Origin of the sequence: Peribacillus sp. FSL R5-0717 (assembly GCF_038002945.1) — a bacterium.
GTDB classification, from domain to species: domain Bacteria; phylum Bacillota; class Bacilli; order Bacillales; family DSM-1321; genus Peribacillus; species Peribacillus frigoritolerans.
In genome coordinates, this window is record NZ_JBBOOF010000001.1 from 4,969,765 (window position 1) to 4,996,235 (window position 26,471).

At 41.1% G+C, this 26,471-nt stretch carries 23 protein-coding genes; 22 read left to right on the plus strand and 1 reads right to left on the minus strand.

What is annotated here, in order from left to right:
- Window positions 1-107: 107 nt before the first annotated feature.
- Entirely contained in the window at window positions 108-695 is a 588-nt protein-coding gene (gene plsY / locus NYE65_RS23860; RefSeq protein WP_034312400.1) for a glycerol-3-phosphate 1-O-acyltransferase PlsY, read from the minus strand.
- 491 nt (window positions 696-1,186) lie between these two features.
- On the opposite strand from plsY, the gene NYE65_RS23865 reads away from it, so the two are divergent.
- The 22 genes from NYE65_RS23865 to NYE65_RS23970 all read left to right on the plus strand — a co-directional run bounded on the left by NYE65_RS23865 (window position 1,187) and on the right by NYE65_RS23970 (window position 26,454).
- Window positions 1,187-1,597: a CoA-binding protein gene (locus NYE65_RS23865; RefSeq protein ID WP_328177194.1), complete on the plus strand. Its 411-nt coding sequence runs from the start codon at window positions 1,187-1,189 to the stop codon at window positions 1,595-1,597.
- Window positions 1,598-1,979: 382 nt separating this feature from the next.
- Entirely contained in the window at window positions 1,980-3,965 is a 1,986-nt protein-coding gene (parE, locus tag NYE65_RS23870; RefSeq protein WP_048678600.1) for a DNA topoisomerase IV subunit B, read from the plus strand.
- The gene (parC, locus tag NYE65_RS23875; RefSeq protein WP_268591850.1) at window positions 3,955-6,399 is read left to right on the plus strand and encodes a DNA topoisomerase IV subunit A; all 2,445 of its coding nucleotides are present in this window, start codon (window positions 3,955-3,957) and stop codon (window positions 6,397-6,399) included. Before parE ends, parC begins: the two co-directional genes overlap by 11 nt.
- A 314-nt stretch (window positions 6,400-6,713) precedes the next feature.
- Window positions 6,714-8,309 carry a long-chain-fatty-acid--CoA ligase gene (locus NYE65_RS23880; RefSeq protein WP_328134726.1) on the plus strand — a complete coding sequence of 532 codons (1,596 nt, stop codon included), beginning with the start codon at window positions 6,714-6,716 and terminating at the stop codon, window positions 8,307-8,309.
- A 45-nt stretch (window positions 8,310-8,354) separates the two neighbouring features.
- Entirely contained in the window at window positions 8,355-9,506 is a 1,152-nt protein-coding gene (locus NYE65_RS23885) for an acyl-CoA dehydrogenase family protein (RefSeq protein WP_034312386.1), read from the plus strand.
- Between the two features lie 26 nt (window positions 9,507-9,532).
- Window positions 9,533-10,708 (plus strand): acyl-CoA dehydrogenase family protein, encoded by a 1,176-nt coding sequence (locus NYE65_RS23890; RefSeq protein WP_340861864.1) that lies wholly within the window; start codon window positions 9,533-9,535, stop codon window positions 10,706-10,708.
- A gap of 20 nt (window positions 10,709-10,728) precedes the next feature.
- Window positions 10,729-11,493 carry an SDR family oxidoreductase gene (locus tag NYE65_RS23895; RefSeq protein WP_340861865.1) on the plus strand — a complete coding sequence of 255 codons (765 nt, stop codon included), beginning with the start codon at window positions 10,729-10,731 and terminating at the stop codon, window positions 11,491-11,493.
- An 18-nt stretch (window positions 11,494-11,511) separates the two neighbouring features.
- The gene (locus tag NYE65_RS23900; RefSeq protein WP_328177190.1) at window positions 11,512-11,964 is read left to right on the plus strand and encodes a MaoC family dehydratase N-terminal domain-containing protein; all 453 of its coding nucleotides are present in this window, start codon (window positions 11,512-11,514) and stop codon (window positions 11,962-11,964) included.
- The gene (locus NYE65_RS23905) at window positions 11,961-12,362 is read left to right on the plus strand and encodes a MaoC/PaaZ C-terminal domain-containing protein (protein WP_053534836.1); all 402 of its coding nucleotides are present in this window, start codon (window positions 11,961-11,963) and stop codon (window positions 12,360-12,362) included. The genes NYE65_RS23900 and NYE65_RS23905 overlap by 4 nt, the downstream gene beginning before the upstream one ends.
- Window positions 12,363-12,496: 134 nt before the next feature.
- Window positions 12,497-14,194, plus strand: a complete 1,698-nt coding sequence (locus tag NYE65_RS23910; RefSeq protein ID WP_268591855.1) for a sigma-54 interaction domain-containing protein — start codon at window positions 12,497-12,499, stop codon at window positions 14,192-14,194.
- Between the two features lie 579 nt (window positions 14,195-14,773).
- Window positions 14,774-15,199 (plus strand): MarR family winged helix-turn-helix transcriptional regulator, encoded by a 426-nt coding sequence (locus NYE65_RS23915; RefSeq protein WP_328177189.1) that lies wholly within the window; start codon window positions 14,774-14,776, stop codon window positions 15,197-15,199.
- Window positions 15,200-15,513: 314 nt separating this feature from the next.
- Window positions 15,514-17,154 (plus strand): MFS transporter, encoded by a 1,641-nt coding sequence (locus NYE65_RS23920; protein WP_340861866.1) that lies wholly within the window; start codon window positions 15,514-15,516, stop codon window positions 17,152-17,154.
- Complete coding sequence (locus NYE65_RS23925) at window positions 17,151-17,783, plus strand: efflux RND transporter periplasmic adaptor subunit (protein ID WP_340861867.1); 633 nt, start codon at window positions 17,151-17,153, stop codon at window positions 17,781-17,783. The genes NYE65_RS23920 and NYE65_RS23925 overlap by 4 nt, the downstream gene beginning before the upstream one ends.
- Before the next feature lie 43 nt (window positions 17,784-17,826).
- Entirely contained in the window at window positions 17,827-18,357 is a 531-nt protein-coding gene (locus NYE65_RS23930) for an NAD(P)H-dependent oxidoreductase (RefSeq protein ID WP_268592784.1), read from the plus strand.
- A 12-nt stretch (window positions 18,358-18,369) separates the two neighbouring features.
- Window positions 18,370-18,732: a hypothetical protein gene (locus NYE65_RS23935; protein ID WP_340861868.1), complete on the plus strand. Its 363-nt coding sequence runs from the start codon at window positions 18,370-18,372 to the stop codon at window positions 18,730-18,732.
- 1,062 nt (window positions 18,733-19,794) lie between these two features.
- Window positions 19,795-20,658 (plus strand): branched-chain amino acid ABC transporter permease, encoded by an 864-nt coding sequence (locus tag NYE65_RS23940; RefSeq protein ID WP_034312368.1) that lies wholly within the window; start codon window positions 19,795-19,797, stop codon window positions 20,656-20,658.
- 28 nt (window positions 20,659-20,686) lie between these two features.
- Window positions 20,687-21,655 carry a branched-chain amino acid ABC transporter permease gene (locus tag NYE65_RS23945; protein ID WP_340862177.1) on the plus strand — a complete coding sequence of 323 codons (969 nt, stop codon included), beginning with the start codon at window positions 20,687-20,689 and terminating at the stop codon, window positions 21,653-21,655.
- A complete protein-coding gene (locus NYE65_RS23950; protein ID WP_445670434.1) occupies window positions 21,652-22,422 on the plus strand; it encodes an ABC transporter ATP-binding protein in 771 nt (256 codons plus the stop codon). Before NYE65_RS23945 ends, NYE65_RS23950 begins: the two co-directional genes overlap by 4 nt.
- On the plus strand, window positions 22,415-23,122 hold the full coding sequence (locus tag NYE65_RS23955; RefSeq protein WP_340861870.1) for an ABC transporter ATP-binding protein: 708 nt from the start codon (window positions 22,415-22,417) through the stop codon (window positions 23,120-23,122). The genes NYE65_RS23950 and NYE65_RS23955 overlap by 8 nt, the downstream gene beginning before the upstream one ends.
- 22 nt (window positions 23,123-23,144) lie before the next feature.
- Complete coding sequence (locus tag NYE65_RS23960) at window positions 23,145-24,326, plus strand: ABC transporter substrate-binding protein (RefSeq protein ID WP_053534847.1); 1,182 nt, start codon at window positions 23,145-23,147, stop codon at window positions 24,324-24,326.
- 351 nt (window positions 24,327-24,677) lie between these two features.
- A complete protein-coding gene (gene murQ, locus NYE65_RS23965; protein WP_340861871.1) occupies window positions 24,678-25,586 on the plus strand; it encodes an N-acetylmuramic acid 6-phosphate etherase in 909 nt (302 codons plus the stop codon).
- A gap of 10 nt (window positions 25,587-25,596) precedes the next feature.
- Window positions 25,597-26,454: a MurR/RpiR family transcriptional regulator gene (locus NYE65_RS23970; RefSeq protein WP_340861872.1), complete on the plus strand. Its 858-nt coding sequence runs from the start codon at window positions 25,597-25,599 to the stop codon at window positions 26,452-26,454.
- Window positions 26,455-26,471: the final 17 nt, after the last annotated feature.

Sequence of the window (26,471 nt, forward strand, 5' to 3'; positions counted from 1 at the left end):
AATAGCAATTAGTGAAAAGGTTTCGAGGCATGCCTTACAAATGAATTGTAGAATGGAAGATAGGCCCTTGCATACGGGCCTATCTTCACATGGTAATGCACATGTTCTTATAACCATTTTACTTTAGGTTCAGTTTTATCGATAATCCGCTTGATGTTTGCGCGATGACGGTAAAAAATGAAGATCGTTATTAAACTGATTACAATAATGAGCGGCAAATCTTTAATATGAAAAACTAAACTGTAGATGAGAGCAAGTAGACAAGCAATCATGGATGAAAGCGAGACATATTTGGATATGTATAAGGATATAAAGAAAATGATGACGGCAAAGACAAAAAACCATGGTTCATAAGCAAGAATGACACCAGCAGAAGTTGCCACGGCTTTTCCGCCCCGAAAGTTTGCAAAAATGGGAAACATATGACCGACTACCGCAATAACTCCGGCTAGCAATAAATGCATTTCCACGCCTAGCATATACGGCAGATAAGTTGCTAGGGTACCCTTAAGTATATCCATGATAGTAACGGTTAGTCCTGCCTTGACACCAAGTGTCCTGAAGGTATTTGTCCCGCCTAGATTTTTACTGCCATGCTCCCGGATGTCGATTTTGTAAAATGTTTTACCGATTATTAAACCGGACGGAATCGAACCGATCAGGTAGGCAGCCAGTATAGTGATAAATGTAAGCATTCTATTACCCTTTCTTTAAGAAAAATCTTCTTTTTTTATCACGTTTAAGGAAGATTGTTCCCTTTTTCAAAAATAAACGTGTAGAAATAGCTAAAAACAGCCCTGAAATACCTGTTAAGCTTCTCTTATTGTAACATTTTCGTGACAAAATGGTACGGCTGTCCAAAAAAAATCCACTAAAAAAATGAATTTTCCTTGATGGACCTACATCTTTTGATATACGTTAAGTTCATGAACGGTAAAAGGTTTAGACTTCCTTATTTTCGTAAATATATAATGAACGATGCCTCCTTGTATAAATTGTTACAATACGTGGTAGTCTGTATGGACATAAGAAAGTTAAGTGAGTCATGCCTTTTCTAAACTTATTCTTTCTTGTATAATGATTTTTCTTAATAATGGTAATAAACAGCTTTTCTCTGTAAAATACTTTTGTTAGGAATACTCTTTAATCAAATATTACATTTTATTATAAAAGGGGATTGAAAAGAATGATAGAAAATCCAAGCAGGGAAGAAATGGGAAAGATGTTGAAAAAATCGAAGCGCATCGCTGTCGTCGGTTTATCTGATAACCCTGAGCGCACATCTTATATGGTATCGAAGGCCATGCAGGATAGCGGATATGAAATCATCCCGGTAAACCCTGCTGTAGCTGAAGTGCTGGGTGTAAAGGCAGTAAAAGCCCTGAAAGATATTGAAGGGCGCGTCGATATCGTCAATGTTTTCCGCCGTTCAGAATTCCTTCCGGAGATAGCCAAGGAATTTGCAGAAATCGATGCAGATATCTTTTGGGCGCAGCTAGGAGTGGAAAATGAAGAAGCCTATAATTTTTTGAAAGAAAAAGGACATACTGTCATCATGAATCGATGTATAAAAGTCGAACACGCCCTTACTAAGTAAAATGAAGAGCGGAACTTCCGCTCTTTTTTTAAGGTATCGCTTTATTTCTGGAGAAAAACTGAAAGGCAGCCATAGCGGGCATTGAGCGGTCGGGCAAAATTAAGCCATTAAAGCTTAATTTGATTTAAATATAAAAGTATATTTGCCAAATGAAAATTTACCGCTACAATTAGAATGGTAGCTATGATACGTTTTGTTCCATACAAATGTGCTAACGCTAATAAAAAGGACAAAAAAATAGAACACTTGTTCTTTGTTCGTGAAAGTATTATACTTGTTATAATGATTATAACGTATTAATGGATTTGTTAAGCTAGTGAGTCATTTCATTGCAGTATGATTTGGCCCGGAAATTGTGTTTAGTAAGGAAAGGGGAATTTCTGTGGCAAAGAAAGTAAAAACAATCGAGTACAATGATGATGCAATTCAGGTACTGGAAGGACTCGAAGCGGTCAGAAAACGTCCCGGTATGTATATCGGCAGTACTGATGCACGCGGACTTCATCATTTAGTGTACGAGATTGTAGATAACTCCGTAGATGAGGCTTTAGCTGGATATGGAGACCAAATTAGTGTGAAAATACATAAAGATAACAGTGTAAGTGTATCCGATAAAGGGCGAGGAATGCCTATTGGCATGCATAAATTAGGTAAACCGACGCCTGAGGTCATTTTAACGATTCTTCATGCTGGAGGTAAATTTGGACAAGGCGGATATAAAACGAGTGGAGGCCTTCATGGAGTCGGTGCTTCGGTCGTTAACGCGTTGTCTGAATGGCTTGTCGTGACAATCAAGAGGGACGGGTTCATATACGAACAACGTTTTTTCAATGGCGGAAAGCCAGAAACCACACTGGAGAAAATCGGCAAAACAAATCAAGCTGGGACCAAAATCCACTTCAAGCCCGATCCTAAAATATTTTCGGTGACGACTTTTAATTATGAGATCCTGTGTGAGCGCCTTCGCGAATCAGCTTTTCTTTTAAAAGGCATGAAGATAGAATTGACGGATGAGCGTAACGACCATAATGAAATTTTTCACTATGAAAATGGCATTGAAGCGTTTGTTGATTATTTAAATGAAGAGAAAGAGACACTCCATAGTGTAGTCAGCTTAGAAGGGGAACAAAATGGGATCGAAGTCGAACTTGCCTTTCAATTCAACGATGGTTATTCAGAAAATATTCTAAGCTTCGTGAATAACGTTCGTACAAAAGACGGAGGCACCCATGAGATTGGTGCAAAAACGGCCATGACACGGGCATTCAATGATTATGCCAGAAAAATGGGGCTATTAAAGGAAAAAGATAAAAACCTCGAAGGTACCGATATACGTGAAGGCTTGTCTTCAATCATTTCAGTGCGCATCCCTGAAGAACTTCTTCAATTCGAAGGACAAACCAAAAGCAAACTTGGAACCAGCGAAGCCCGTTCTGCAGTCGATTCCATCGTATCAGAGCACCTAGCCTACTTTTTTGAAGAAGATCCGACCACAAGTACCCTATTGGTTAAAAAAGCGATTAAAGCGTTCCAGGCAAGGGAAGCGGCACGAAAAGCCCGTGAAGACGCAAGGAGCGGGAAGAAACGGAAAAAATCCGATGCCATCCTTTCCGGGAAATTAACACCGGCCCAATCGAAAAATCCCGAACGTAATGAATTGTATCTTGTAGAAGGTGACTCTGCTGGGGGATCGGCTAAACAAGGGCGGGATCGCCGTTTCCAAGCAGTTCTACCTTTGCGGGGTAAAGTTATCAATACGGAAAAGGCAAAACTGGCGGATATTTTTAAAAACGAGGAAATAAATACGATCATCCATGCCATCGGCGGAGGTGTCGGGGCGGAGTTCAATACGCCGGACACTAACTATGATAAAGTGATCATCATGACTGATGCCGATACGGATGGGGCCCATATCCAAGTGCTGCTGCTGACTTTCTTTTACCGATATATGAAGCCGTTAATAGAGTCAGGAAAGGTATACATTGCCTTGCCCCCTTTATATAAAGTGAGCAAAGGGACAGGGAAGAAAGAAGTCATTGAATATGCTTGGAGCGATGAGGAGCTCCAGGGAGCGATAGACAAGGTGGGGAAAGGCTATATGATTCAGCGCTATAAAGGGCTGGGTGAGATGAATGCCGATCAATTATGGGATACCACCATGAACCCGGAAACAAGGACATTGATACGTGTGAAGATCGATGATGGAGCACGTGCAGAAAGACGTGTGACAACTTTGATGGGAGATAAGGTTGAACCGCGTCGTAAGTGGATTGAAGCCAATGTCGCTTTTGGTCTCGAAGAGGAATCGAATATTTTAGATAATGAAAATATGTCGATTGAAGAGGAGGTCATTAACGATGGTATTTGAAGAAACGTTTCGGGATTTGCCGCTTGAAGAGGTAATTGGTGACCGCTTCGGCCGTTATAGTAAATATATTATCCAAGATCGGGCACTTCCTGATGCAAGGGACGGCTTAAAACCGGTGCAGCGCAGGATATTGTATGCGATGCATGTCGAAGGAAACACTCAGGAAAAAGGATTCAGGAAATCCGCAAAAACGGTCGGTAATGTAATCGGTAACTATCACCCTCACGGAGATTCATCCGTTTATGAGGCAATGGTTCGGATGAGCCAAGACTGGAAGCTGCGGAAGGTCATGGTCCAAATGCACGGAAACAATGGTAGCATTGATGGTGATCCGCCTGCTGCGATGCGGTATACGGAAGCGAGGCTTTCATCGATTGCCTCCGAGATGCTGCGGGATATTGAAAAAAGGACGGTCGATTTTGTACCGAACTTTGATGATACTTCTGAAGAGCCCATTGTTTTGCCTGCAATGTTCCCTAACCTGCTTGTAAACGGCTCTACAGGAATTTCAGCCGGCTATGCCACTGAAATCCCGCCACATCAACTAGGTGAAGTCATTGATGCTGCCATTATGCGAATCGATAAGCCGGAAGCGACAGTCGCTGATTTAATGACTGTCATTAAAGGGCCGGATTTTCCTACTGGTGGTATCATTCAAGGAATTGAGGGCATTCGTAAGGCCTATGAAACAGGTAAAGGGAAAATAATCATTCGCGGGTTGGCGGAAGTGGAAACGATTCGGGGCGGCAAACAGCAAATCGTCATCACTGAAATCCCATATGAAGTCAATAAAGCAAACCTTGTTAAGAAAATGGATGAATTCCGTCTAGACCGGAAAGTGGAAGGTATCGCCGAAGTTAGGGATGAGACCGACCGTACAGGACTGCGCATTGTCATCGAACTGAAAAAAGAAGCAGATGCAAATGGAGTCCTGCATTATTTATATAAAAATTCCGATCTCCAAATTGCCTACAATTTCAATATGGTTGCAATTTATAAAAAGCGGCCAACATTGATGAGCCTGCCTAAAATGCTCGATGCTTATATCGAACACCGTAAAGAGGTAATCGTGAACCGTTCACGTTATGAGCTGCAAAAGGCACATGACAGGGCACATATCGTCGATGGATTAGTGAAAGCTTTATCCATATTAGATGAAGTCATCGCTGTCATCCGGGCATCTAAAGACAAACGGAACGCTAAAGATAACCTCATAGCTAAATTTGCTTTTACAGAAGCGCAAGCTGAAGCCATTGTCTCCTTGCAGTTATATAGGCTGACAAATACGGATATTACAGCACTTGAAGCAGAGGCAGCGGAATTGAAGGACAAAATTGAAGAATTGACAAAGATTCTTGGCAGTGAAAAGGTTCTTCTTCAAGTAATTAAAAAAGAACTTCGATTCATTAAAAAGGGCTTTGATGACGGACGGCGTTCCAAAATCGAAAAAGAAATTGAAGAAATCAAAATAAATCTTGAAGTCTTGATTGCGAGTGAAGACGTAATGGTTACCGTGACGAAAGAAGGCTATGTCAAACGGACATCGTTACGATCTTATGCAGCGTCAGGAGGGCTTGATTTTGGCATGAAGGATTCCGATCGCCTGCTCCAGAGGCTGGAGATGAATACAACTGATGTCCTGTTGCTGTTCACATCCAAAGGGAACTACCTCTATTGTCCAGTTCATCAGCTGCCTGATATTCGCTGGAAGGAAACCGGACAGCATATCGCTAACATCATTCCAATCGACAGGGAAGAGCAAATCATAAAAGCGATTCCAATCAAAGATTTTACCATGCCGGAATTCTTAGTTTTCATCACGAAAAATGGTATGGTGAAAAAGACAGAATTAGCTTCCTATAAAGCTCAGCGTCATTCAAAACCGCTGGTGGGTGTCAATTTAAAAGGTGATGATGAACTGGTCGATGTCCATCATACGAATGGACAGGCTGACCTTTTCCTAGTCACTCATAATGGCTATGGTTTATGGTTTGATGAAGAAGAAGTAAGTGTTGTCGGTGTCCGGGCAGCAGGAGTCAAAGGGATTAACTTGAAAGAAAATGACTATGTCATTGGCGGAAAAGTTTTGGCCAAGGATAGTAAAGAATCGATCTTTATCGTTACACAGCGTGGGGCCATTAAGAAAATGAAATTAACCGAGTTTGAAAAAACGAGCCGGGCAAAACGCGGAGTCGTGCTCTTAAGGGAATTGAAATCGAATCCTCATAGGGTCATTGGTTTCGATATCATTAACAAAACCGACAGTCTATTCATTCTTTCCGAAAAGGGAACCATTGAAACGATTCATGCCGCTTCATTAAAAAATCATGATCGATATACGAATGGATCATTTGTTTTTGATGAAACGGTTAGTGGAAAAGCGAAAGAATTATGGAAAATATCATTGGAAGATGACACCGCCATGGAGCAGTGAATCATTTTTTTGAACGGGATGCTGACCTTGATCAGCATCCCGTTTTATTTTCCTGAAAATGATCAGTATATCCACAGGCCAGCACTACAGTTGGGTCATTATACGAAAGCAATTTCTTAATTCAAAAATGAGTTATTGAGTCAAATTTAAATCCTAGTATTATGAACCTGGAATTATTAAGAACGCAGCAAATAATTCAATTTTGAATTTTAGCATTAACTGAATCAACGTATCAAAACGATTTATTTTTGGCACACTCCTTGCATATTGTTAGTATGACTTCTTTATTTTTGAATGAAGAAAGGGGAGGACAAATGGATAGACCATGGATAAAGCATATCCCGTCCGGAAATCCAATAGAGATTGATATTCCTGAAATTTCATTGACAGAACTATTTTTTCAATCAGTCGAACAGTATTCGGATAATACAGCGGTAACGTTCATGGAGAAAAGGTATACATATTCAGAGTTGGGGAAGTTAGTGAAAAAATGTGCCCGCTTGCTTGCTGATGAAGGGATTGGAAAGGGAGATCGTGTGGCTATCATGCTTCCTAATTGTCCCCAATATCCAATTGGTTTTTTTGGAACTCTTTTGAATGGAGCCATTGTTGTCCAAATCAATCCAATGTATAAGGCGAACGAATTAATGCATGTCCTGAAAGATTCAGGTGCAAGGCACATCATTGTACTCGACGATTTATTGCCCATAGTTGAAGCTGTCATAGCTGAAACCGATGTTGAAAAGGTGTTGAGCGTGTCGCTGGAAAAGGGCAAATGTGAAATGACAAAAAAACTGCTATCTGTTACAGAGGCGGATTTCACTGTGGAGATTGAACCTGCTAGAGATGTCGCCGTCCTCCAATATACTGGAGGAACGACAGGGCGTTCTAAAGGCGCGATGCTAACCCATCGTAATATCGTAGCCAATACGCTGCAAAGTGCAGCCACTTCAAGAATCAATACTCAAAAGGGGAAGGAAAGGGTACTGGGCGTTTCCCCATTATTTCATGTTTACGGCATGACTTCAGGGATGAACCTGACGTTTTATAATGGCGGGGAATTAATTCTTGTATCCCGATTTCAGGTAACGGAGATCGTCGATATTATCACTAATCTTAAACCGACTATTTTTCCAGGGGTACCGACGATGTATATTGCTTTATTACAATATTACCAGTCCCATCCATTTGATTTGCATACTTTGACATCTTGCGTTTCGGGTTCGTCACCATTGCCATTGAATGTATTGTCAAGGTTTAACGAACTTAGTGGAACAAAGATTGCTGAGGGCTATGGACTGTCCGAGGCGTCACCAGTCACGCACCGGAATCCAGTCAGCGGCCTGCAAAAACCAGGAAGTATCGGGATTCCGATACAAAATACGGATGCCGCCATAATTGACAGCATTACAGGAGAGCCAGCCCTCTTGGTTGATACACCAGGTGAATTGGTCATAAAGGGTCCACAGGTAATGAAAGGTTATTGGGGCATGCCTGAAGAGACGAAGAAGACGATTCAAAACGGATGGCTGCATACCGGTGATATGGCCAAGATGGATGAAGATGGCTTCTTTTACATTGTGGGACGGAAGAAAGAGATGATCATCGCAGGCGGATTCAATATTTATCCAATTGAAATTGAAGATATACTATACAGCCACCCTAAGGTTCTGGAAGCCGCCGTCTTTGGCGTTCCCGATCAATATCGCGGTGAAACGGTACATGCAGCGGTAGTTCTAAAACCAAGTGAAAGAATAACTGAAAACGAATTGAAGGATTATTGCCGAAAGCAGCTCGCTGCCTTCAAGGTCCCAAAAGCAATCACATTTGAAAGTGAACTTCCGAAGACGGCGGTCGGTAAAATTTTAAAACGTAAGCTTCAAGAAAAACATATCGCTCACTCGAACTAGATATGAAAGCGTTAACAACCAATTCGCAGATAAAGGGGAATGCAAATGGACTTTCGCTTAGATGAAGACATCCTGCTACTTAAAGAAAATATACGCCAGTTTATCGAAGAACAAATCGATCCATTTTCCATGCAGATAGAGGATGAAGATCATATCCCGGAATCCATCATAAATTTATCGAAGGAAATCGGGCTATTCGGACTTAGTATCCCGGAAAGGTATGGCGGACTCGGAATCGGGATGGTGGGAAAATGTGCTTTATATGAGGAAATCGGCAAAACACATAATGGATATACCACTCTGATTGGGGCCCACACCGGTATAGGGACGGTAGGGATAGTTGAAATGGGCAATGAAATGCAAAAGGAAAAATATCTACCAGATATGGCAAGCGGTAATAGAATTGGCGCTTTTGCTTTAACTGAGCCTGCAGCGGGGTCCCATGCTACGAATCTCAAAATGACGGCGGTCAAAAATGGCGATAAATATATTTTAAATGGTACCAAGCATTATATAACGAATGCAGATGTAGCAGATATTTTTACAGTTATGGCCGTTACGGACAAAGATAAAGGGGCGAAAGGGATCACCTCATTCATAGTAGAAAAGGATTTTCCGGGTTTTAGAGTTGGTAGCCTGGAAAGGAAGATGGGTCTTCGAGGCTCCCATTCGGCCGAATTGTTTTTTGAAGATTGCGAGGTTCCTGCTGAAAATGTACTGGGGGACGTCGGCCAAGGGTATGTAAATGCCTTGAAAATCCTTGCAAATGGCCGGGCAGGCCTTGCTGCCCGTAATTTGGGGTCCTGTCAATACCTGCTCGATCTTTCTACCAAATATGCCACAGAACGTGAACAATTCAATGTCCCGATCATTGATCATCAAGCCGTGTCCCATATGATTGCCGAGATGGCAATGGAAATAGAAGCACTTCGCTCATTCACATACAGGGTCGCATGGATGGTCGATCAGAAAGAAAAAATCATTAAAGAAGCGGCCATGCTTAAGTTGTATGGTTCGGAAGTATATAATCGTATCGCTGATAAGGCCGTACAGATTCATGGCGGGATGGGATACATGAAGGATTATCCAGTTGAACGTTTTTATCGGGATGCCCGAATCACTAGAATATATGAAGGCACGTCCGAAATCCAAAAGAATATCATTACCGGGCAATTAAAGAGAAAATATCAAAACTAGTTTAATTGGAAAGCGGAGGGGTTAAAATGGATTTACGACTAACAGATGAACAAAAAATGGTGCAAAAAACAATACGCAAGTTCGTGGAAAATGAATTGATTCCATTGGAAAATGAAGTGCTTCGCAATGAAATGGCAGGAAAACCTAGTTTACCAGAGGGGACATTGAAAGATTTACAGGAAAAAGCAAAAAAAGCCGGTTTTTGGGGCATCAATACCCCGGAGGAATATGGCGGGGCAGACCTAGGTCAGCTCATGATGGCAATTGTCTTGATGGAAGTGTCAAAAACGTTTGTACCATTCAGCTTTGGAGGCTCGGCTGATAACATCCTTTATTATGCAAATGATGAACAGAAACAGAAATATCTGATCCCTACTATTAATGGTGAGAAAAAGTCCTGTTTTGCCATGACGGAGCCGGGGGCTGGGTCCGATACGCGAAATATTAAAATGACGGCAGTGAAAGAAGGGAATGAATGGGTGCTTAACGGAGAAAAAACATTCATCACTGGAGGAAATGATGCCGATTTCGTCATGGTCATTGCAGTAACTGACAAAGAACGTCATCAAGCAACCGGGACGGAAGGGGTAACCTGTTTCATTGTAGACCGTGATATGGGCTGGAGATCAGAATATATCAATACGATGGGAGAATGGGGACCGGCCGGTTTAGTTTTTGATAATGTCAGGGTACCCCAAGAAAACATCTTAGGGGAAGTGCATGGCGGTTATAAACTAGGCTTGGAATGGATTGGGTTTGCAAGATGGATCGTGGGCGCACGTGCTGTCGGTTCTGCAGAAAGATTGCTGCAAATGGCTATAGAATACGCTAAAGAACGAGTAACTTTTGGTAAACCGATCGCTGAGCGCCAGGCCATTCAATGGCAGATAGCTGATTCGGCCGTAGAAATTGAAGCTGCTAGATGGCTTGTATTGAATGCGGCTTTTACACTTGATAATGGAGAAGACAACCGCCATTTAGCTTCAATGGCTAAACTCTATGGAGCCAATATGGGGAATCGGGTCGTTGATCGTGTATTGCAGATTCACGGTGGCATGGGCTATACGAAGGAGCTTCCCATCGAACGTTGGTACCGCGAGGCAAGGCTTTGGAGGATTTATGATGGTACGGATGAAATACAGCGTATGATCATTTCCCGAAATTTGATTAAGGGACATGTTAAAGTAGGGCAATTTTTATAATAGATTAGGAGGAGACGATTATGACAGGGAGATTTTTAGGGAAAACGGCATTAGTTACAGGTGGAAGCAGGGGGATTGGCCGGGCGATCGTCGAACTATTTGCCAGTGAAGGCGCAAACGTAGCGATTATCGATATCAACGAAGAGGTTTTGACAGCAACAGGAAATGAACTAAGGGATAAGGGTTATACCATTTTTACCGAAGTGGCCAACGTGGTCAATCCAGAAGAGGTGGAAGCATCGATAAAAGAAATAGCCGACACATTCGGATCGCTTGATATTCTCGTGAATAATGCTGGGGTCATCCGGGATAATTTACTTTTTAAAATGACCGATTCAGATTGGCAGACGGTAATGGATGTGCATTTAAAAGGTACTTTCAATGCAGTACGTGCCGCCCAGAAGCATATGGTTGAAAATAAGTACGGAAGAATCATCAATATATCATCCACTTCGGCCCTTGGGAACCGCGGGCAGGCTAATTATTCAGCCGCAAAAGCTGGGCTTCAGGGGTTAACAAAAACACTGGCGATTGAACTTGGCAAATATGGGATAACGGCTAATTCAGTCGCACCAGGCTTTATCGAAACCGAAATGACGAAAGAAACAGCTAGGCGGGTGGGAGTGAGTTTTGAACAATTCATCCAGGATAGGGCAAACAGTATTCCAGTTGCCAGAAGCGGTTTGCCAAGTGATATTGCTCATGCTGTTGCATTCTTTGCCGATGAGGCATCCTCATTCATTAGCGGGCAGGTTTTATATGTTGCGGGGGGTCCAAAAAATTAAGGGAAAAGGCGGGATGTTATGTTCAACGAAAGTATTGGAAAACGATCCAACCCCGTTAAAAATATAGTTGAACGGGGAGCCGTTAAAAAATTCGCATTATCGATTGGTGATCCCCACCCGATTTTCATTGATGAAGAAACAGGCAGGCAATCAAGGTACGGTACGAATATTGCTCCACCAACTTTTCCAAGGGTCTTTGATTTTGGGACGATTGAAAGCTTAAATCTCCCGAATAAAGGCTTGATTCACGGTGAGCAGGTTTATCGCTATAACAGGCCGCTTAAGGTAGGGGAAGAAATCACCTGTTATACGGAAGTGAAAGACTATTATGAGAAAAAAGGGAACCAAGGGGAAATGGGATTTCTAGCCTTTAAAAATTATGGGACGGATGAAAATGGGGAAATTGTCTTCACTGCTGAACAGCTTGTCATTTTAAATGAAACGATCAGAAGGATGGTGATGAGTAAGTGACGACATTAACCGAACTTCATATTGGTGACTCGTTACATTCTATCGAGCTTGCACCTGTAACACGACTGGACCTCATTAAATATGCCGGCGCATCAGGTGATTTCAATCCCATTCATACCATTGATGAGGAAGCAAAAAATGCTGGTCTTCCAGGTATCATCGCACATGGAATGTGGACGATGGGAAACCTTGCAAAGCTATTCAGTAATCTTTATGAAATTGGATTTATCGAAGAATACAAGATTCGTTTCAAGGGCATGGTTTTCTTGAATGATGTCATAACTCTTCAAGCGGATCTAAAAGAAAAAAATGGGAATAGATATTTTTTCAACGTAGCGGCCACTAACCAGTCAGGTAAGGAAGCGATCAGTGGAGAGGTTATTTTTAAGACTTACTGAGGTAAAGTAGTGATGAAAATTATTTCATCACTACTTTTTTTAGGAGCGAAATTCGACAATTTTAAAGGAGTTTCGAAAATTATCCAGAATTGTACTTAAAAAGAATTCTTTTTGCGGCGGTGAGGTGAATAGTAATGAATCAAGTGAAACAGGATTCTCAGCTTAATTTGCTCAAAGAGTGGACCTTTCCTGCACTAGTTGTGGATTCTGCAAATCGGATTAAGGATTGGGGAAACTATTTTAATCAATTGTTAAGCCAGGATGATAATAATACATTAACCGAACAATTCGATGAGTGGCAATTTCTCGATAATAAAAGGCTTGCAGCTGCAAGGCTGCATGATAAACGGTATTTATTTTTATTAATGAAACAAATGGATGCTGACAATATTCTTTATATAGGCAGGGAAACGGAATTTTTGGATGATTTACTGATTGATGCTCATGCGACGGATAAATTGAATCGCGCACTCGATGCAATAATCGAAAATTCCTATGATGGAATATACATCACCGATCAAGATGGAATCACGCTTTATACCAATTCGGCAATTGAACGGATCACAGGCATACCAAAAGAGTACTATATCGGCAAATCTGTGGACCAATTGATTAAACGCGGCATACTGAATGCGTCGGTGACTCATAAGGTAGTGAAGCTGAGACGAACGGTATCAGTCGTACAGGATAATTTTGCGGGAAAGGAAACATTGATAACTGGGAGTCCCGTTTTTAATGCAGAAGGGGAAATAGAGCAAGTCGTTACGAATATAAGGGATTTATCTGATTTAAATGAACTGATGCATGAGTTGACGAAAGCTAATGAACTGAATAATCAATATAAGCAGGAAATTGAGAAACTGCGGAAGATAACGAGCAAAGATGGAGTCGTATTCGTCAGTGATAAAATGAAAATGATTTATGAGATAGCAGAAAGAATATCGGATATTGATGCGACAGTACTCATACTGGGAGAAACGGGGGTTGGAAAGGATGTCCTTGCCCGCAATATCTATAATCGGAGCATCCGGTCTAAAAAAGGAGACTTCATCAAAATAAATTGCGGGGCAATTCCCGCTGATTTATTGGAATCCGAGCTCTTTGGATATGAAGGAGGGGCATTTACCGGAGCCAATCAAAAAGGAAAACCAGGGATGTTTGAGCTTGCAGAGAGTGGTATCCTATTCCTTGATGAAGTCGGTGAGCTTCCCCTGCAACTTCAGGTGAAGCTGCTCCGGGCCCTTCAGGAAAGGGAGATTCAAAGAATCGGAGGTACAAAACCAAAGAAAATCGATGTTCGCATAATAGCAGCCACGAACCGAAATCTTTCGGAAATGGTCAAATCGGGTGATTTTCGTGAAGACCTCTTTTATAGGTTGAATGTCATTCCGATTACGATTCCTCCTCTAAGGGAAAGAAGAGAGGATATCTTGGCATTGACTGACTTGTTTTTAACAAAAGCAAACGAACAATATAAATTCTCAAAAGAAATAGATTCGCGGTTGAAGGAATATTTTTATCAACATGATTGGCCAGGAAATGTCCGTGAATTGATTAATATTGTGGAAAGGCTCGTCGTGCTGACGGATAATCGAATATTATCGATTAACGACCTTCCGGAAGAATATCAGCCGGAAAATCGGAATCAACCGAACCTCAATGCTACCTTAACTTTAAAAGAAGCGGTGGAAAGAGCCGAAAAGGAAATTTTGACGAAAGCGGCTCAAACCTACCAAACTACATATGAAATAGCAGAAGCCCTGGAATCCAGTCAGGCAACAATCGTGAGGAAACTTAAAAAATATCGATTAAAGGTCAGTGGAAAAGAATAGATGAGTTTGAACTGTACCTCCCAATGTTAGAAAAATGGGAGGTACAGTTTTTTTGACTGATTATACGAGAGGCGAAAATTCAATAAAAAAATATAAATTGAATGTGAACCAAAGACGAAAAGATAAAATAGAATGGAGCAGCGGTGTCCAACCTAGATTCACCAGATGTAAACACCTTTGGCTAGAGGACGATCTTACTGAGAAACCAGTCTGCTCGATCAACAAATTTATTAAAGTTCCGATGAATAGGAGGAAAAGCCAATTTATACAGGTGAGGAAGAATATGTAAAGTTACAGAATTAATTTATCAACACTGATTTTCGCTCGAACCTTCAGAATGTCAGAGACAAACAGGGGAATTTATCAATAAGATATCTGATTAAAACCTATTCAATATATTGATTTAAATGGGTTTATTAAAGCTTTAAAACTTGGTAAGCGATTGAAAATCATGTATATTGTTTTTATACACATACAAGGGTAGTGGATCATTTTAATTGGAAAATATATATAAAGAACCAGCTTCACAGTTCAGCCTAATTATTTTTCAAGTAAATCACTAGAAGGGAGATATAGAATTTGGACTCACTCCAGTTAATTGAATATGACATAGCCCTGCTTGTACGTCTAACAACATCCCCCAGTAGACAAATAGGCAACCTAGATCGATCCGAGTTTTTATTGCTCAGTGAATTGGATAAGCATGGGCCACTAGGCATTAATGAATTGTCAGACCAATTGAGACTGAATGTGTCTACCGCAAGTCGCCAGGTTGCCGCTATGGAGTCAAAGGAATTCATTCGCCGTTATCCAGATCCGAAAAACGGACGAATCAGCTTAATTGTCATGACGAAAGAAGGGCAAGAAATATTACATAATGCTCAGAAGTCTCGTCAAGAAAGATTATCCGATATTCTTAAAGACTGGTCAGAGGAAGATTTAACCGTTCTTCAGAGGAATTTAACACGTTTGAATCAGGATATTAAGAACTGGAAACAAAGATAATCCGAATTTTGATAAGCAGAACCAGTAATGTTTATTACATATTTTAATGAACCTTTTCATGAAAAAGCCTAATTCAAATGTTCTTATTTGAATTAGGCTTTTTCATTTTTCCGTGTTATAGGTTAGTTTGGGTAATATTTTTTTATTGCTATATTTTATATATATTGTATAATACAAATTGCAAATAGCAAGTTTGGGTATGTTGCATGTTTAACTGCTCAATATGAATGGATGGTGAAGACTTTTTTCTTTTAAAAATATTAAGGAATGGAATTTGACATTCAAAATTAGCTTAGAAAGAAAGGGGGAATTATATGAATTCACAAAATAATGTATTGAGTGGCGAGATAAAGAAACCCCTCTTGCCGGAATATGTGCTCATTTCTCTATTAACGTTATTTTCATTTGGGCCTCAATACTTTACAAGTCTTTCCTACATCTTGAATCAAATGGTTATTCAAAATGGACTTAACTTAAGTACACACGTTATGTTACTTCCATCCATTTGCTCAAATTTGGCTTTTTCGTTAGGTCTCCCATTTGGACGTATCCTTCCCATGAAATATGGAATAAGAAAAATTTATCTTACTTTCATTTTCATATTCCTTGGTGGAACGATCATCAATATTCTATGCTGGGGGATCATTCCGCTTACCATTGGCAGATCACTCCAAGGTTTAGGGGCAGGTGTATTGTTTCTGACAATCCTACCGCTTAGTTTAAGGTCTTACCCAAACAAGGTGCGGAATCTGTTTATATTGTTTGCGATAGGTGGTTTATTTGGTTGCAGCGCGGTAGGTGCATTTGTTGGATCCTTATCTTTAAGTATTTCAGAGTGGCGATGGATATTCTTGTTAAATATTCTCTCATCCCTCATTTGCCTTGTAATAGGGTTCAGGATATTACCCAAAACGAAGCCAGAGTTAAACTCAGGAACGACGAAACATAACATGAAAGGAATTTTCTTATTCACTTTATTAATATTGGACTTGATTTTCCCGCTGTATAACTTACAAGAACACGGCTTTACATCAAATCAGGTTTGGCCATTTTTTGTGATTGCTCTTCTATTGGCGTTATTGTTCATAGCGGTTGATTTTGATGCTGTTGATCCCTTTATTCCAATCCGATCATTGTGGTCAGCAAAAACAGTTTCAGGAACAATTATGGCTTTAACTGCTCATATTGCTCTTATCGTCGCGATTGCAGGAGCTAATGGGTTTTTGCTTAACATTCTTGATCCTCCATTCATATACCTTACGTATTTTTATTTGTGGTTTTTTGTTGGCTTTTTGGCGTCTGGCATCATCTGTACTTTGCTGTATGACAAATGGGGTGCAGGCAGGCTGGGAATGGTAGGATCCATCATCATCATAATGATCAGTATTCAATGGAAATCAATGGGAACCGAGGTTTCTTTAACGGCAATAAATGTTCAAATGGCTTGTATAGGCGTAGGCGTAAGCATGGTGCTATTATCAGGGGCATTGGGAACAGCACTAGCAGGTGACATTCACAAGGCAGTACTACGGTCATCATCCCTGCATTCAATGAGAAATTTATTTGGTTCAATTGCTGGACCAGTACTAGGATGGTTCGCTTATCGAATGCATGCGATTCACTATGAAGATGTTCGAGGGGAAATATCTCTATTGAATCCCGAAACTAACTCAGAGATGGCCGGATTGGTCCGCAATTATATCAATAATGGACATACACTGACAGAGGCAAAAAGCATGGCTTATTATTCAATGGTTGAGAATAGTCAAAAAGGTGCGCTTCTAGGTGCTTACCATGATTTATTTACCATTCTCCTGGTATTAGGCATAATCATGTTGTTAGCTTCCATCGGAAAGGCTGTAACGGGCAAAGGAAGGTCGCTAGTGCAGAAAGAGCAGCACATTTTACTTCCAGCACCATTGGAAAAAACGAATAAAAAGGGGAAATACGTATGAGTAAAGGTCGTTTAATAATTGCCAATATTTTAGGTATTCTTGTTGTAATTGCTTTGCTAGCAGGCGGTGCCTACTTTTATTATCAAAATGAGAACTTTGTTAAAACCGATGATGCGAAGGTTTCTGTAGACATGGTTCAAATTGTAGCACCAGCTTCTGGTATGCTCAAAGATTGGAATATTAAAGAGGGTAAAGCTGTTACAAAAGGAAAGGCAATAGGAACAATTGATGAAGAAGGTCAAGACGTTTCCATAAAGTCTACCATGGAGGGAACGATTATTAAAAATGGAGCCGGAAATGACCAGCTAGTACAAGGTGGCCAAGTGCTAGCCCAAGCTGCAGACCTCAAGCATTTATACATTACAGCTAACATCAAGGAAACCGATTTAAAGGATATTGAAAAAGGCGATTCAGTGGATATAAACGTAGATGGCGATACCGACATAACTTTCGAAGGAAAAGTTGAAGAAATCGGCTATGCTACTAAATCTGTATTTTCGTCTTTACCAGAGTCGAATACGGGAAATTTCACAAAGGTCACTCAAAAAGTTTCTGTTAAAATCTCAATTATGAATCCATCTGCCAAAGTACTTCCTGGTATGAATGCTAAAGTTAAAATCTCGTTGTAGATGAAAATTCGCATCAATGCAACCAAGAGGAGTGGGAAATTTTATGAAAATCTATGTAGTCTATGATAGTGAAGGTGAACATACAAAGGCACTGGCATATTCAATAGCGGAAGGGGCTCAAGAAGTGTATGGTGCAGAAGTGCATATAGATCATGTGGATCAGGCAGATGTATATAAGCTATCAGAAATGGATGCGATTGTATGGGGATGTCCTGGACATTTCGGGACGATTAGCTCTGGATTAAAAGCTTGGATAGATAAATTAGGGTTCTTATGGGCAGAAGGTAAGCTGATAAACAAAATTGGTGCTGTATTTTGTACGACTGCTACCGTCCATGGAGGATTAGAAGCAACGATGCTTAACCTCATTACTCCAATGCTTCACCAAGGGATGATTATCGTCGGCTTACCTGGTAATGTTCCAGAAAATGCTTTATATGGATCTTATTACGGGGTAGGGGTGTCCTGTCCTGTTGATAGTACAGATTTGCTTCCTAAGCAAGCCAAAGAGTTAGGAAGAGCTTTAGGAAAACGTGTAGCGGTAGTCACACAAACTCTAACACATGTACAGTAAGGGGTTGGTCAGATGGTGACCATTATTGCTTGCATAGGATTGGCTATGGCTGTTATTGGGGGATTGTTCAAGATGAATTTCAGGTCAACTTCAAAAGAAGAGATGGCACGTGAAACGGTCATAAACGAAATTGGTAAGGAAGCCATCCATTCACCTGACAAATCTGAATTGGTTCCAGAGGAGACTCTAACTGCTTTTGTTGGGCAGGTTAAACACATGAACGATCAGGCCTACCGCCAAGCCCTTCAATGTTTCCAGGATACGACGCAGGAAGATTTAAACATCAAGGGATTGGCTATGAAGGATGAAGAATATAGAAAAGCATTAAAAACCATGAATTGTAAGCGTGACAATGAAAAAAACGGAGAAGTGTAGAAAAATTCCTAAGGATGAACTAACTCTAAAAAGTGAGGTAACATTAAATCGTGTGTTAAGTACAACTGCAAGGTAACGGTTCTTAGACGACCCATTTGATCGGTAAGAGATTAGAGGATTAACAATAATTTACTAGCTGATCTCCGTGGTAAAAGCTGATAAGGAAATCTTGACGAAAGCGGCTTAAACCTACCAAATTACCATGAAATTGGAGTAGCGCTTGATTCCTCATGCAACAATTGTGAAGAAACTTAAAAAATATCGAGGTCGTGTAAATGATAGGTAAGTATGAGCAGCACCTCCAATTTTGGATATTATCCAAAATTGGAGGTGCTGTCTTTTTGACTGAATTCCTAATTATATTTACGCGTTTTTGGGGATGACGGGCTTTATTACCTTAGGAAATTATTGGTTAGGTTGCATTTTTTTACATTATTACCTGCCTGCTAATGTGTGAAATGATGGAAGTTATAAACGGGATTTTTTGGTTCCTTTCCATTTTAATTTTTTTGATTCAGAAATGATTTTTTCAGTCAATAGTGAATGAAGGACATCCCGTATGGAACCGATACTTTTGAGATTTTACAATTCAATAATGAATTCACAGATTGGTTAATAGCCTTATTGAAGGTGATTTAATGTTTGGCACGGCACTTGCATTATTATCTGGAAATTAATCTGGATCTGGAAATTAATCTGGAAATTATTCTGCGGAATGATTCTCCTATGGAAGGTGCGAGGTGAAAGGGGTGAAAAAACCAGACGGCCACCATGTATAAACCGTCATTAAACAGAAAATGGAATCATCGGCTTCCCCTAAATACAGCTTGTCTGCACGATCGTTACGCCAAAAAAATGAAAGCGCTAACAATGAATGCCTAAGCTTTTTCTATAGGCGGAGAATAAAGGGAATTAAAGCTTATTGGCCATTCCCGAGATGTTGATGCTATAGGAGAGTATGTGAAAATGTTTTTTAATACAGATGTGTGCTTTTAAAATATGGACAGGATTGTGAGCCAGGAACAGCAAAGTGAAATTCATTAATTTTCAAGGAGGAAATAAATGGAAATTTTGATCCAGCAGCTTTTTAATGGTTTGACGATTGGCAGCGTATATAGTCTCGTTGCACTGGGATTGACGCTAGTATATGGAATTTTGCATATTCCGAACTTTGCACACGGTGCCCTATATATGTTGGGAGGATATATCACGTTGTCAATGATGACATTATATGGGGTCAATTACTGGATGGCCATGTTCGTATCCATTATCGTTGTTGGTTTGTTGGGAGTCCTTTTGGAACGTTTCGTGTTCCGCCTGTTAAGGGAGGCACCTCCGTTGCACGATAAGATTGCAGCCATCGGCATTCTCCTTTTTCTTGAAGCTTTTGCCCAATTTGTCTGGGGTGCCGACTTCCATACTATGACTTCGCCATATGGTCAAGTCGTCAATATCCTGGGACTGACGTTCACACTTCAGCGATTATTGATCATCGTGTCAGCTATTGCAGTGATGGTTTTACTTTACCTTTTCCTAAAGAAAACTTATGCCGGTTCGACGATAATTGCAATGTCCCAAAGCCGTGAAGGGGCGTCATTAGTAGGGATCAACATTAATAAAGTCGCGATGCTTACCTTCATGATATCGGGGGGATTAGCAGCCATAGCTTCATCCCTTGCATCACCGATTAATCTTGTTTTTCCCGGCATGGGGCATTTAGTCATCCTAAAAGCCTTCGTCATTATCATATTGGGTGGGATGGGCAGCATCCCGGGGGCGATCGTAGGTGGATATATCCTAGGTTTCAGTGAGAGCCTGGGTGCAACTTACATTTCAAATGATTATAAAGACATCATTGCATTCATACTTTTAGTCATCATATTAACGGTGAAACCAACAGGTCTTTTTGCAAAGGGGGAGAGGTAGTGTGAGGATATTAACGAAAAGAAATGGGATTATCGCTCTTATCATCTTTGCTTTTTCATTCCCCTATATCGCGCAAAACGATTATTATCTCCATATGCTGACACTTTCGTTCATCTGGGCGATAGCTGTTTATGGAATCAATTTATTAGCAGGCTATACTGGGTATCTCTCGCTTGCACATGCTGGATTTTTTGCGATTGGAGCATATTCTCTTGGCCTGCTCACAGTAAAAGCGGGAATGAACTTTTGGCTGGCACTAATATGTGCATGTTTAATCACATGTGTCATTGGGTTTTTAATCGGTTTGATTGCTCTGAGGACAAAGGAACACTTTTTCGCGATTTATACCCTATGTGTGGGTTACATCATATATCTGGTGATCGATAAATGGGAGGGACTTACAGAGGGGGTTAGGGGATTGATCGGGATCCCTGCTCCCGGGAATATAGGGCCGATCACATTCGATACTGCAGCATCCCAATATTATCTCGTTCTCATTTTCCTGCTTGCAGTGATTTTAATCGTGTATCGAATTATACGCTCGTTGACCGGCAGAACGTATATGGCGATCAGGAACAGCGAGGAACTTGCACAAACGATTGGTATATCCACAATGAAGAATAAGTTAACCGCATTTGTCCTATCCACATTCTTCGCAGGTTTGGCAGGTGCCTTGTATGCTTCATTCATCCGTTTCATTGGACCTGATATCGGATCAACTGCCATCATGTTCGATCTATTGATGTATTTATTGGTTGGTGGAATCGGCACACTTTCAGGTCCATTGGTAGGAACATTATTATTAGTAATCCTGTCGCAGAATCTGCAATTCCTTCAAGAATATCGAATGTTGATATTCGGACCATTACTTACGGTGATCATTATTTTTTATCCGCGCGGAATCGCAGGGGCCTTCTTTGATTGGCAAAAAAAGCGAAAAGATAATGCGCTGTCAGGGGTTAGGGGCGAATTGCACATAAAAGCTGAGGAGGGATGAATTTGCTAATCGAAACTAAGGATTTGACAAAGCGTTTCGGAGGCTTGGCGGCCGTCAATAATGTGGATTTTTCAATTGAAAAAGGTAGAATCAATGCAATAATCGGGCCAAATGGTGCAGGGAAATCCACTTTTTTTAACTTGATCAGTGGCTTTCATCGACCGACTTCCGGGACGGTCCTTTTTAAAGGGATTGATATCACCAAACTTCCTGCCAATGAAATAGCGGGGCTCGGAATTTCAAGAACCTTTCAAACGACAAGCCTTTTCGATCAATCGACCGTGTTGGATAATGTCATTGTCGGTCATAGACTGCGAACAAAATCCAATTTGGTGGATGCCATTCTAAGAACAAAACGTTTAAAACGGGAGGAAGCGGCTTGCAGGGATAAGGCTATGGAGGTGCTTGATATTGTCGGATTAACGGAATCGGCTGACAGAATGGTCTCGAGCATCTCGCAGGAGGAAAAGAAACGGACAGCCATTGCCCTAGCCCTAGCGACAGAACCGGAAATCATCTTTCTTGATGAACCTGCTGCGGGAATCAACCCGGATGAAACGGAAGGCTTGACAGAACTGATTAAAAAATTGAATCGATCGGGACTGACCGTTTGTTTAATCGAGCACAAAATGCATATGATCATGAACTTGGCAGACCACATCATGGTCCTTAATTACGGAGAAAAAATTGCCGAGGGCACTCCTAAGGAAATCCGCGGAAATGAAGCGGTCATTAAAGCCTATTTGGGAGGGAGTGCCAGTGCTTAAGTTAACAGATGTCGCCGTGAATTATGGAAGTTTCACTGCGATAAACCATGTGAATATCGAAGTTGCTGAGGGAGAAATCGTTGTTTTGCTAGGAGCTAATGGGGCAGGAAAAAGCACGACTTTTCGTTCCATAAGCGGAATCAGTAAGCTTTCCAAGGGGGAAATCCATTTTCAAGGCATGCCGATAGGGGGACGTGCCCCGGATAAGAATGTTCTGGAGGGGATCGTTCAGTGTGCCGAAGGACGTAAACTGTTTCCACAGATGACCGTTCAGGAAAATCTGCGGATGGGTGCCTATGTGCATCGAAAGAAAAAAGCGGAGATCAAGGATTCCTTGGAATACGTCTATCACTTATTCCCGATTTTAAAAGAAAAGCATCATGATGAAGCGGGAAGCCTGAGCGGCGGCCAACAGCAAATGCTCGCAATTGGAAGGGCTTTGATGTCAAAACCGAAATTGTTGATGCTTGATGAGCCTTCGGTGGGACTCGCTCCACTCATTGTCGAACAAATGTTTCAAGTCATTGAAGAAATAAACCGCGAAGGAATCACGGTTCTGCTTGCTGAACAAAACGCGAATGCTGCCCTAAGCATTGCAGATAAAGGATATGTTTTTGAAAATGGGGAAATTGTCGTTCAAGGGACAGCAAGTGAGTTATTAGCCAATGATGAAGTAAGGAAAGCGTATATTGGGGCCTGAATAAATTGAATGGGGGATTTTTATGAAAAAACTGAAAGTATTATTTGTCTTTCTCCTGCTAACCATCACTGTTTTGACCGGGTGCAATAAAGGGGATAGCCCTGTGTCCAGCAGTGGCAGTAAAGGAAAAAATGACAATGTCGTAAACATCGGTTTTAGCGGTCCTTTAAGCGGGGCAGCAGCGTTATATGGGAAACGGACATTGAATGGTGTCGAAATGGCCGTCAATGAAATTAATGATGCTGGTGGTTTTGAAGTAGATGGTAAGAAATACACGTTGAACTTAGTATCGTTGGACGATAAATACTTACCTAATGAAACAGGGTCGAATGCTAAACGTTTAATTCAGGAATATGATACGCCGATCATATTCACGCCTCACAGCGGAGGCGTGCTGGCACTTCAGGTTTTTAATGAACAAGAGGAATTCATCATTGGTGCATATACGAGTGAACCGGCAGTGACCGAGAGCGGAAATTCATTAACTGTTCGAATCCCACCGAATTACGAGGGATATATCGAGCCTTTTACAACATATGCTATGGAACATTTCGGCAAGAAAATTGCCGCTTTGCCAACATCTTCACAATACGGTAAGGACTGGACGGAAGCCGTGCTCCCACATTGGGAAAAGCAAGGCGGAAAAGTCGTTTATAATTCTTCGATTGATTTCGCCAAAGAAACCGATTTCTTTACGATTGTCACAAATGCCTTGAAAAAAGATCCTGATGTGCTATTCATCGGTGGAGCTTCGGAACCTACGGCAAAAGTGGCAAAGCAAGCTCGGGAGCTGGGATTTAAAGGCGGTTTCATCATCATGGATCAAGCGAAGCTGGATCAAATGAAGCCGATTGCAGGTTCATATGAAACATTGGAAGGCTCGATTGGCGTTCTGCCATTGATGGATTCAGATGAAGAAGCAGTGCCTGCATTCGTCGAGAAATATCAAAAGAATTATAAGGAAGATCCAAGCTCCGAAGTAGGATTGAATTATATCGCGATGTATGCGTTTGTGGAAGCGATGAAATCTGCAGGCAGCGTTGATGATGCCAAGGCCATCCGTAAACATATGCAAGACGGGCTTTCAAATATTGGGCCAGATCAAAAGATTTACGATATTCCCTCGATAGATGAAAATGGAGGATTTGCATCAACTATTGTCGTCGGTGCAGTAGAAAACGGGAAAGTAGTCCCTATCCGTTAAGGAGTGCAGGTGTCCCGGGTCTGTAGTAATATACTAGTTTAGCATTTTGCAAAATTGCGTGTATCGTTCCTAATATGGTGACGGTACACGTTTTTTTTTTTGAAAAAATTCACACTAAAAATAGTAGGCTCCTATGGGTAAATTAAGCCACTCTGAAAGGGATAGATACAAGTCCGCCAGCATCGAGTTTTGAAGAACGGAGATTGCCGGTTAACAAATTTTACAAAAATATCTTGTCTCCAAGTAATGAAAACGCTATCATTGAATATAATATGAAATATAATTTCATTATTTTCTATTAAAAAATGAAATTATATTTAAGTGATTGTTTATAGGAGGATTTAATAGTCTATGGAAGAACATTTGCGTTCATTAACGACTGAATTACGGAACGAAAAGACGATGAATATCGACAGTGTCAATACAATGGACATCATTTCTGCAATCAATAAAGAAGATTTTAAAGTGGCAGCAGCAGTTCAGGAGGTATTGCCAGAGATTGAAATGTCAGTTGAATGGGCTTGCGAATCGTTAAAAAAAGGAGGGAGACTCATATACATCGGAGCAGGAACAAGCGGAAGGCTCGGAGTGCTGGATGCTGTGGAATGTCCCCCGACTTTCAGCACTCCGCCTGATAGGGTGCTGGGAATAATCGCAGGAGGGGAAAAGGCATTTGTTCGGGCTGTTGAAGGGGCAGAGGATAAAGAAGAGTTTGGGGAAAGTGACCTGATTGACGTGGCGCTTACAGCAAATGATACGGTTATTGGCATTGCGGCAAGCGGGCGCACTCCTTATGTGAAGGGCGCTTTACGTTATGCAAGAAAGGTCGGGGCTAAAGCGGTCGCTTTATCATGCAATAATAACGCGAGCATCACGAAAGAAGCTGATATAGGGATTGAAGTGGTGGTCGGGCCGGAAGTGTTAACAGGATCCACGAGAATGAAAGCGGCAACCGCACATAAAATGGTACTCAATATGATTTCAACGGCAACCATGATCCGATTGGGCAAAGTCTATGAAAATCTGATGGTCGATGTAAATGTCAGTAATCAAAAATTGAAGGCCCGTGCAGTAAACATCATAGAAACAGTAACGAATGCTGACTATGATCAAGCTTTGAAAACGCTCGAAAAGGCAAATAATCAAGTTAAGCCAGCGATTGTCATGATAAAAACGGCAACAGATTATGAAAAAGCTATGGAGTTACTGGAAAAAACGGGTGGAGATGTCAGGAAAGCCATCTCGATCTATGTAGATTAGGAGGGAAGCAATGGCTACAGGAGGATTATCCATCATACAGACGATGTTGAGCAAGCTGCCGCAATCAGAACAAAAACTAGCGGAATATATTCTACAAAATCCTCATGAAGTTGTGAACAGCACTGTACAGGAATTAAGTACGTCTGCCCAAACAAGCGGGGCTGCTGTTATTAGGTTGTGTAAATCGCTTGGAATAAAAGGATTTCAAGATCTGAAAATAAGGATTGCTGGAGATTTGATGAAGACGGTTGAACAGGGCTACCGGGATATCGAGCCTTCCGAATCACTGTACCGGATTGTGGAGAAAACAACGAGTAATTCGATTCAGACCATCCGGGACACATCTGAAATAATCGATCATGATAATCTCAAACATGCCATGACGCTGATGCTGAATGCAAAAACCGTCCACTTTTGCGGTGTGGGTGCTTCGAATATAGTTGCTGCGGATGCTCAGCAAAAATTACTTCGCATCAATAAAGGAACAACGGCTTTTACAGATATGCATTTAGTTGCAACCCTGATTGCAAATGCTGATGAGAATGACATCGTTTTTGCCATTTCATTCTCTGGGGAAACACCTGAAGTTGTCAATATATTGAAGCTGGCAAAGGAACGTGGGGTCAAGACAATCGGGCTGACCCATTATGGCCAAACAACGGTATCTTCTTTGTGTGATGCCACATTGTTTACATCCTATTCGAATGAAGCACCATTTCGAAGTGCAGCAACATCCTCACGATTGGCGCAATTATATATGATTGACATTTTGTTTTTGGGGATGGCATCAGAGCAGTATGAAGAAACTGTCCAATATATCGATAACACCAGGTCTGCCATTAAATCGATGACAGATCGATATAAATGATTAATCCGAGATTTGAC

Coding starts and splice junctions, on each gene's coding strand:
- plsY (WP_034312400.1), bottom strand. CDS start 695: ATGCTTACATTTATCACTATACTGGCTGCCTACCTGATCGGTTCGATT.
- NYE65_RS23865 (WP_328177194.1), top strand. CDS start 1,187: ATGATAGAAAATCCAAGCAGGGAAGAAATGGGAAAGATGTTGAAAAAA.
- parC (WP_268591850.1), top strand. CDS start 3,955: ATGGTATTTGAAGAAACGTTTCGGGATTTGCCGCTTGAAGAGGTAATT.
- NYE65_RS23880 (WP_328134726.1), top strand. CDS start 6,714: ATGGATAGACCATGGATAAAGCATATCCCGTCCGGAAATCCAATAGAG.
- NYE65_RS23885 (WP_034312386.1), top strand. CDS start 8,355: ATGGACTTTCGCTTAGATGAAGACATCCTGCTACTTAAAGAAAATATA.
- NYE65_RS23890 (WP_340861864.1), top strand. CDS start 9,533: ATGGATTTACGACTAACAGATGAACAAAAAATGGTGCAAAAAACAATA.
- NYE65_RS23895 (WP_340861865.1), top strand. CDS start 10,729: ATGACAGGGAGATTTTTAGGGAAAACGGCATTAGTTACAGGTGGAAGC.
- NYE65_RS23900 (WP_328177190.1), top strand. CDS start 11,512: ATGTTCAACGAAAGTATTGGAAAACGATCCAACCCCGTTAAAAATATA.
- NYE65_RS23910 (WP_268591855.1), top strand. CDS start 12,497: ATGAATCAAGTGAAACAGGATTCTCAGCTTAATTTGCTCAAAGAGTGG.
- NYE65_RS23920 (WP_340861866.1), top strand. CDS start 15,514: ATGAATTCACAAAATAATGTATTGAGTGGCGAGATAAAGAAACCCCTC.
- NYE65_RS23925 (WP_340861867.1), top strand. CDS start 17,151: ATGAGTAAAGGTCGTTTAATAATTGCCAATATTTTAGGTATTCTTGTT.
- NYE65_RS23930 (WP_268592784.1), top strand. CDS start 17,827: ATGAAAATCTATGTAGTCTATGATAGTGAAGGTGAACATACAAAGGCA.
- NYE65_RS23935 (WP_340861868.1), top strand. CDS start 18,370: ATGGTGACCATTATTGCTTGCATAGGATTGGCTATGGCTGTTATTGGG.
- NYE65_RS23940 (WP_034312368.1), top strand. CDS start 19,795: ATGGAAATTTTGATCCAGCAGCTTTTTAATGGTTTGACGATTGGCAGC.
- NYE65_RS23950 (WP_445670434.1), top strand. CDS start 21,652: ATGAATTTGCTAATCGAAACTAAGGATTTGACAAAGCGTTTCGGAGGC.
- NYE65_RS23960 (WP_053534847.1), top strand. CDS start 23,145: ATGAAAAAACTGAAAGTATTATTTGTCTTTCTCCTGCTAACCATCACT.
- murQ (WP_340861871.1), top strand. CDS start 24,678: ATGGAAGAACATTTGCGTTCATTAACGACTGAATTACGGAACGAAAAG.
- NYE65_RS23970 (WP_340861872.1), top strand. CDS start 25,597: ATGGCTACAGGAGGATTATCCATCATACAGACGATGTTGAGCAAGCTG.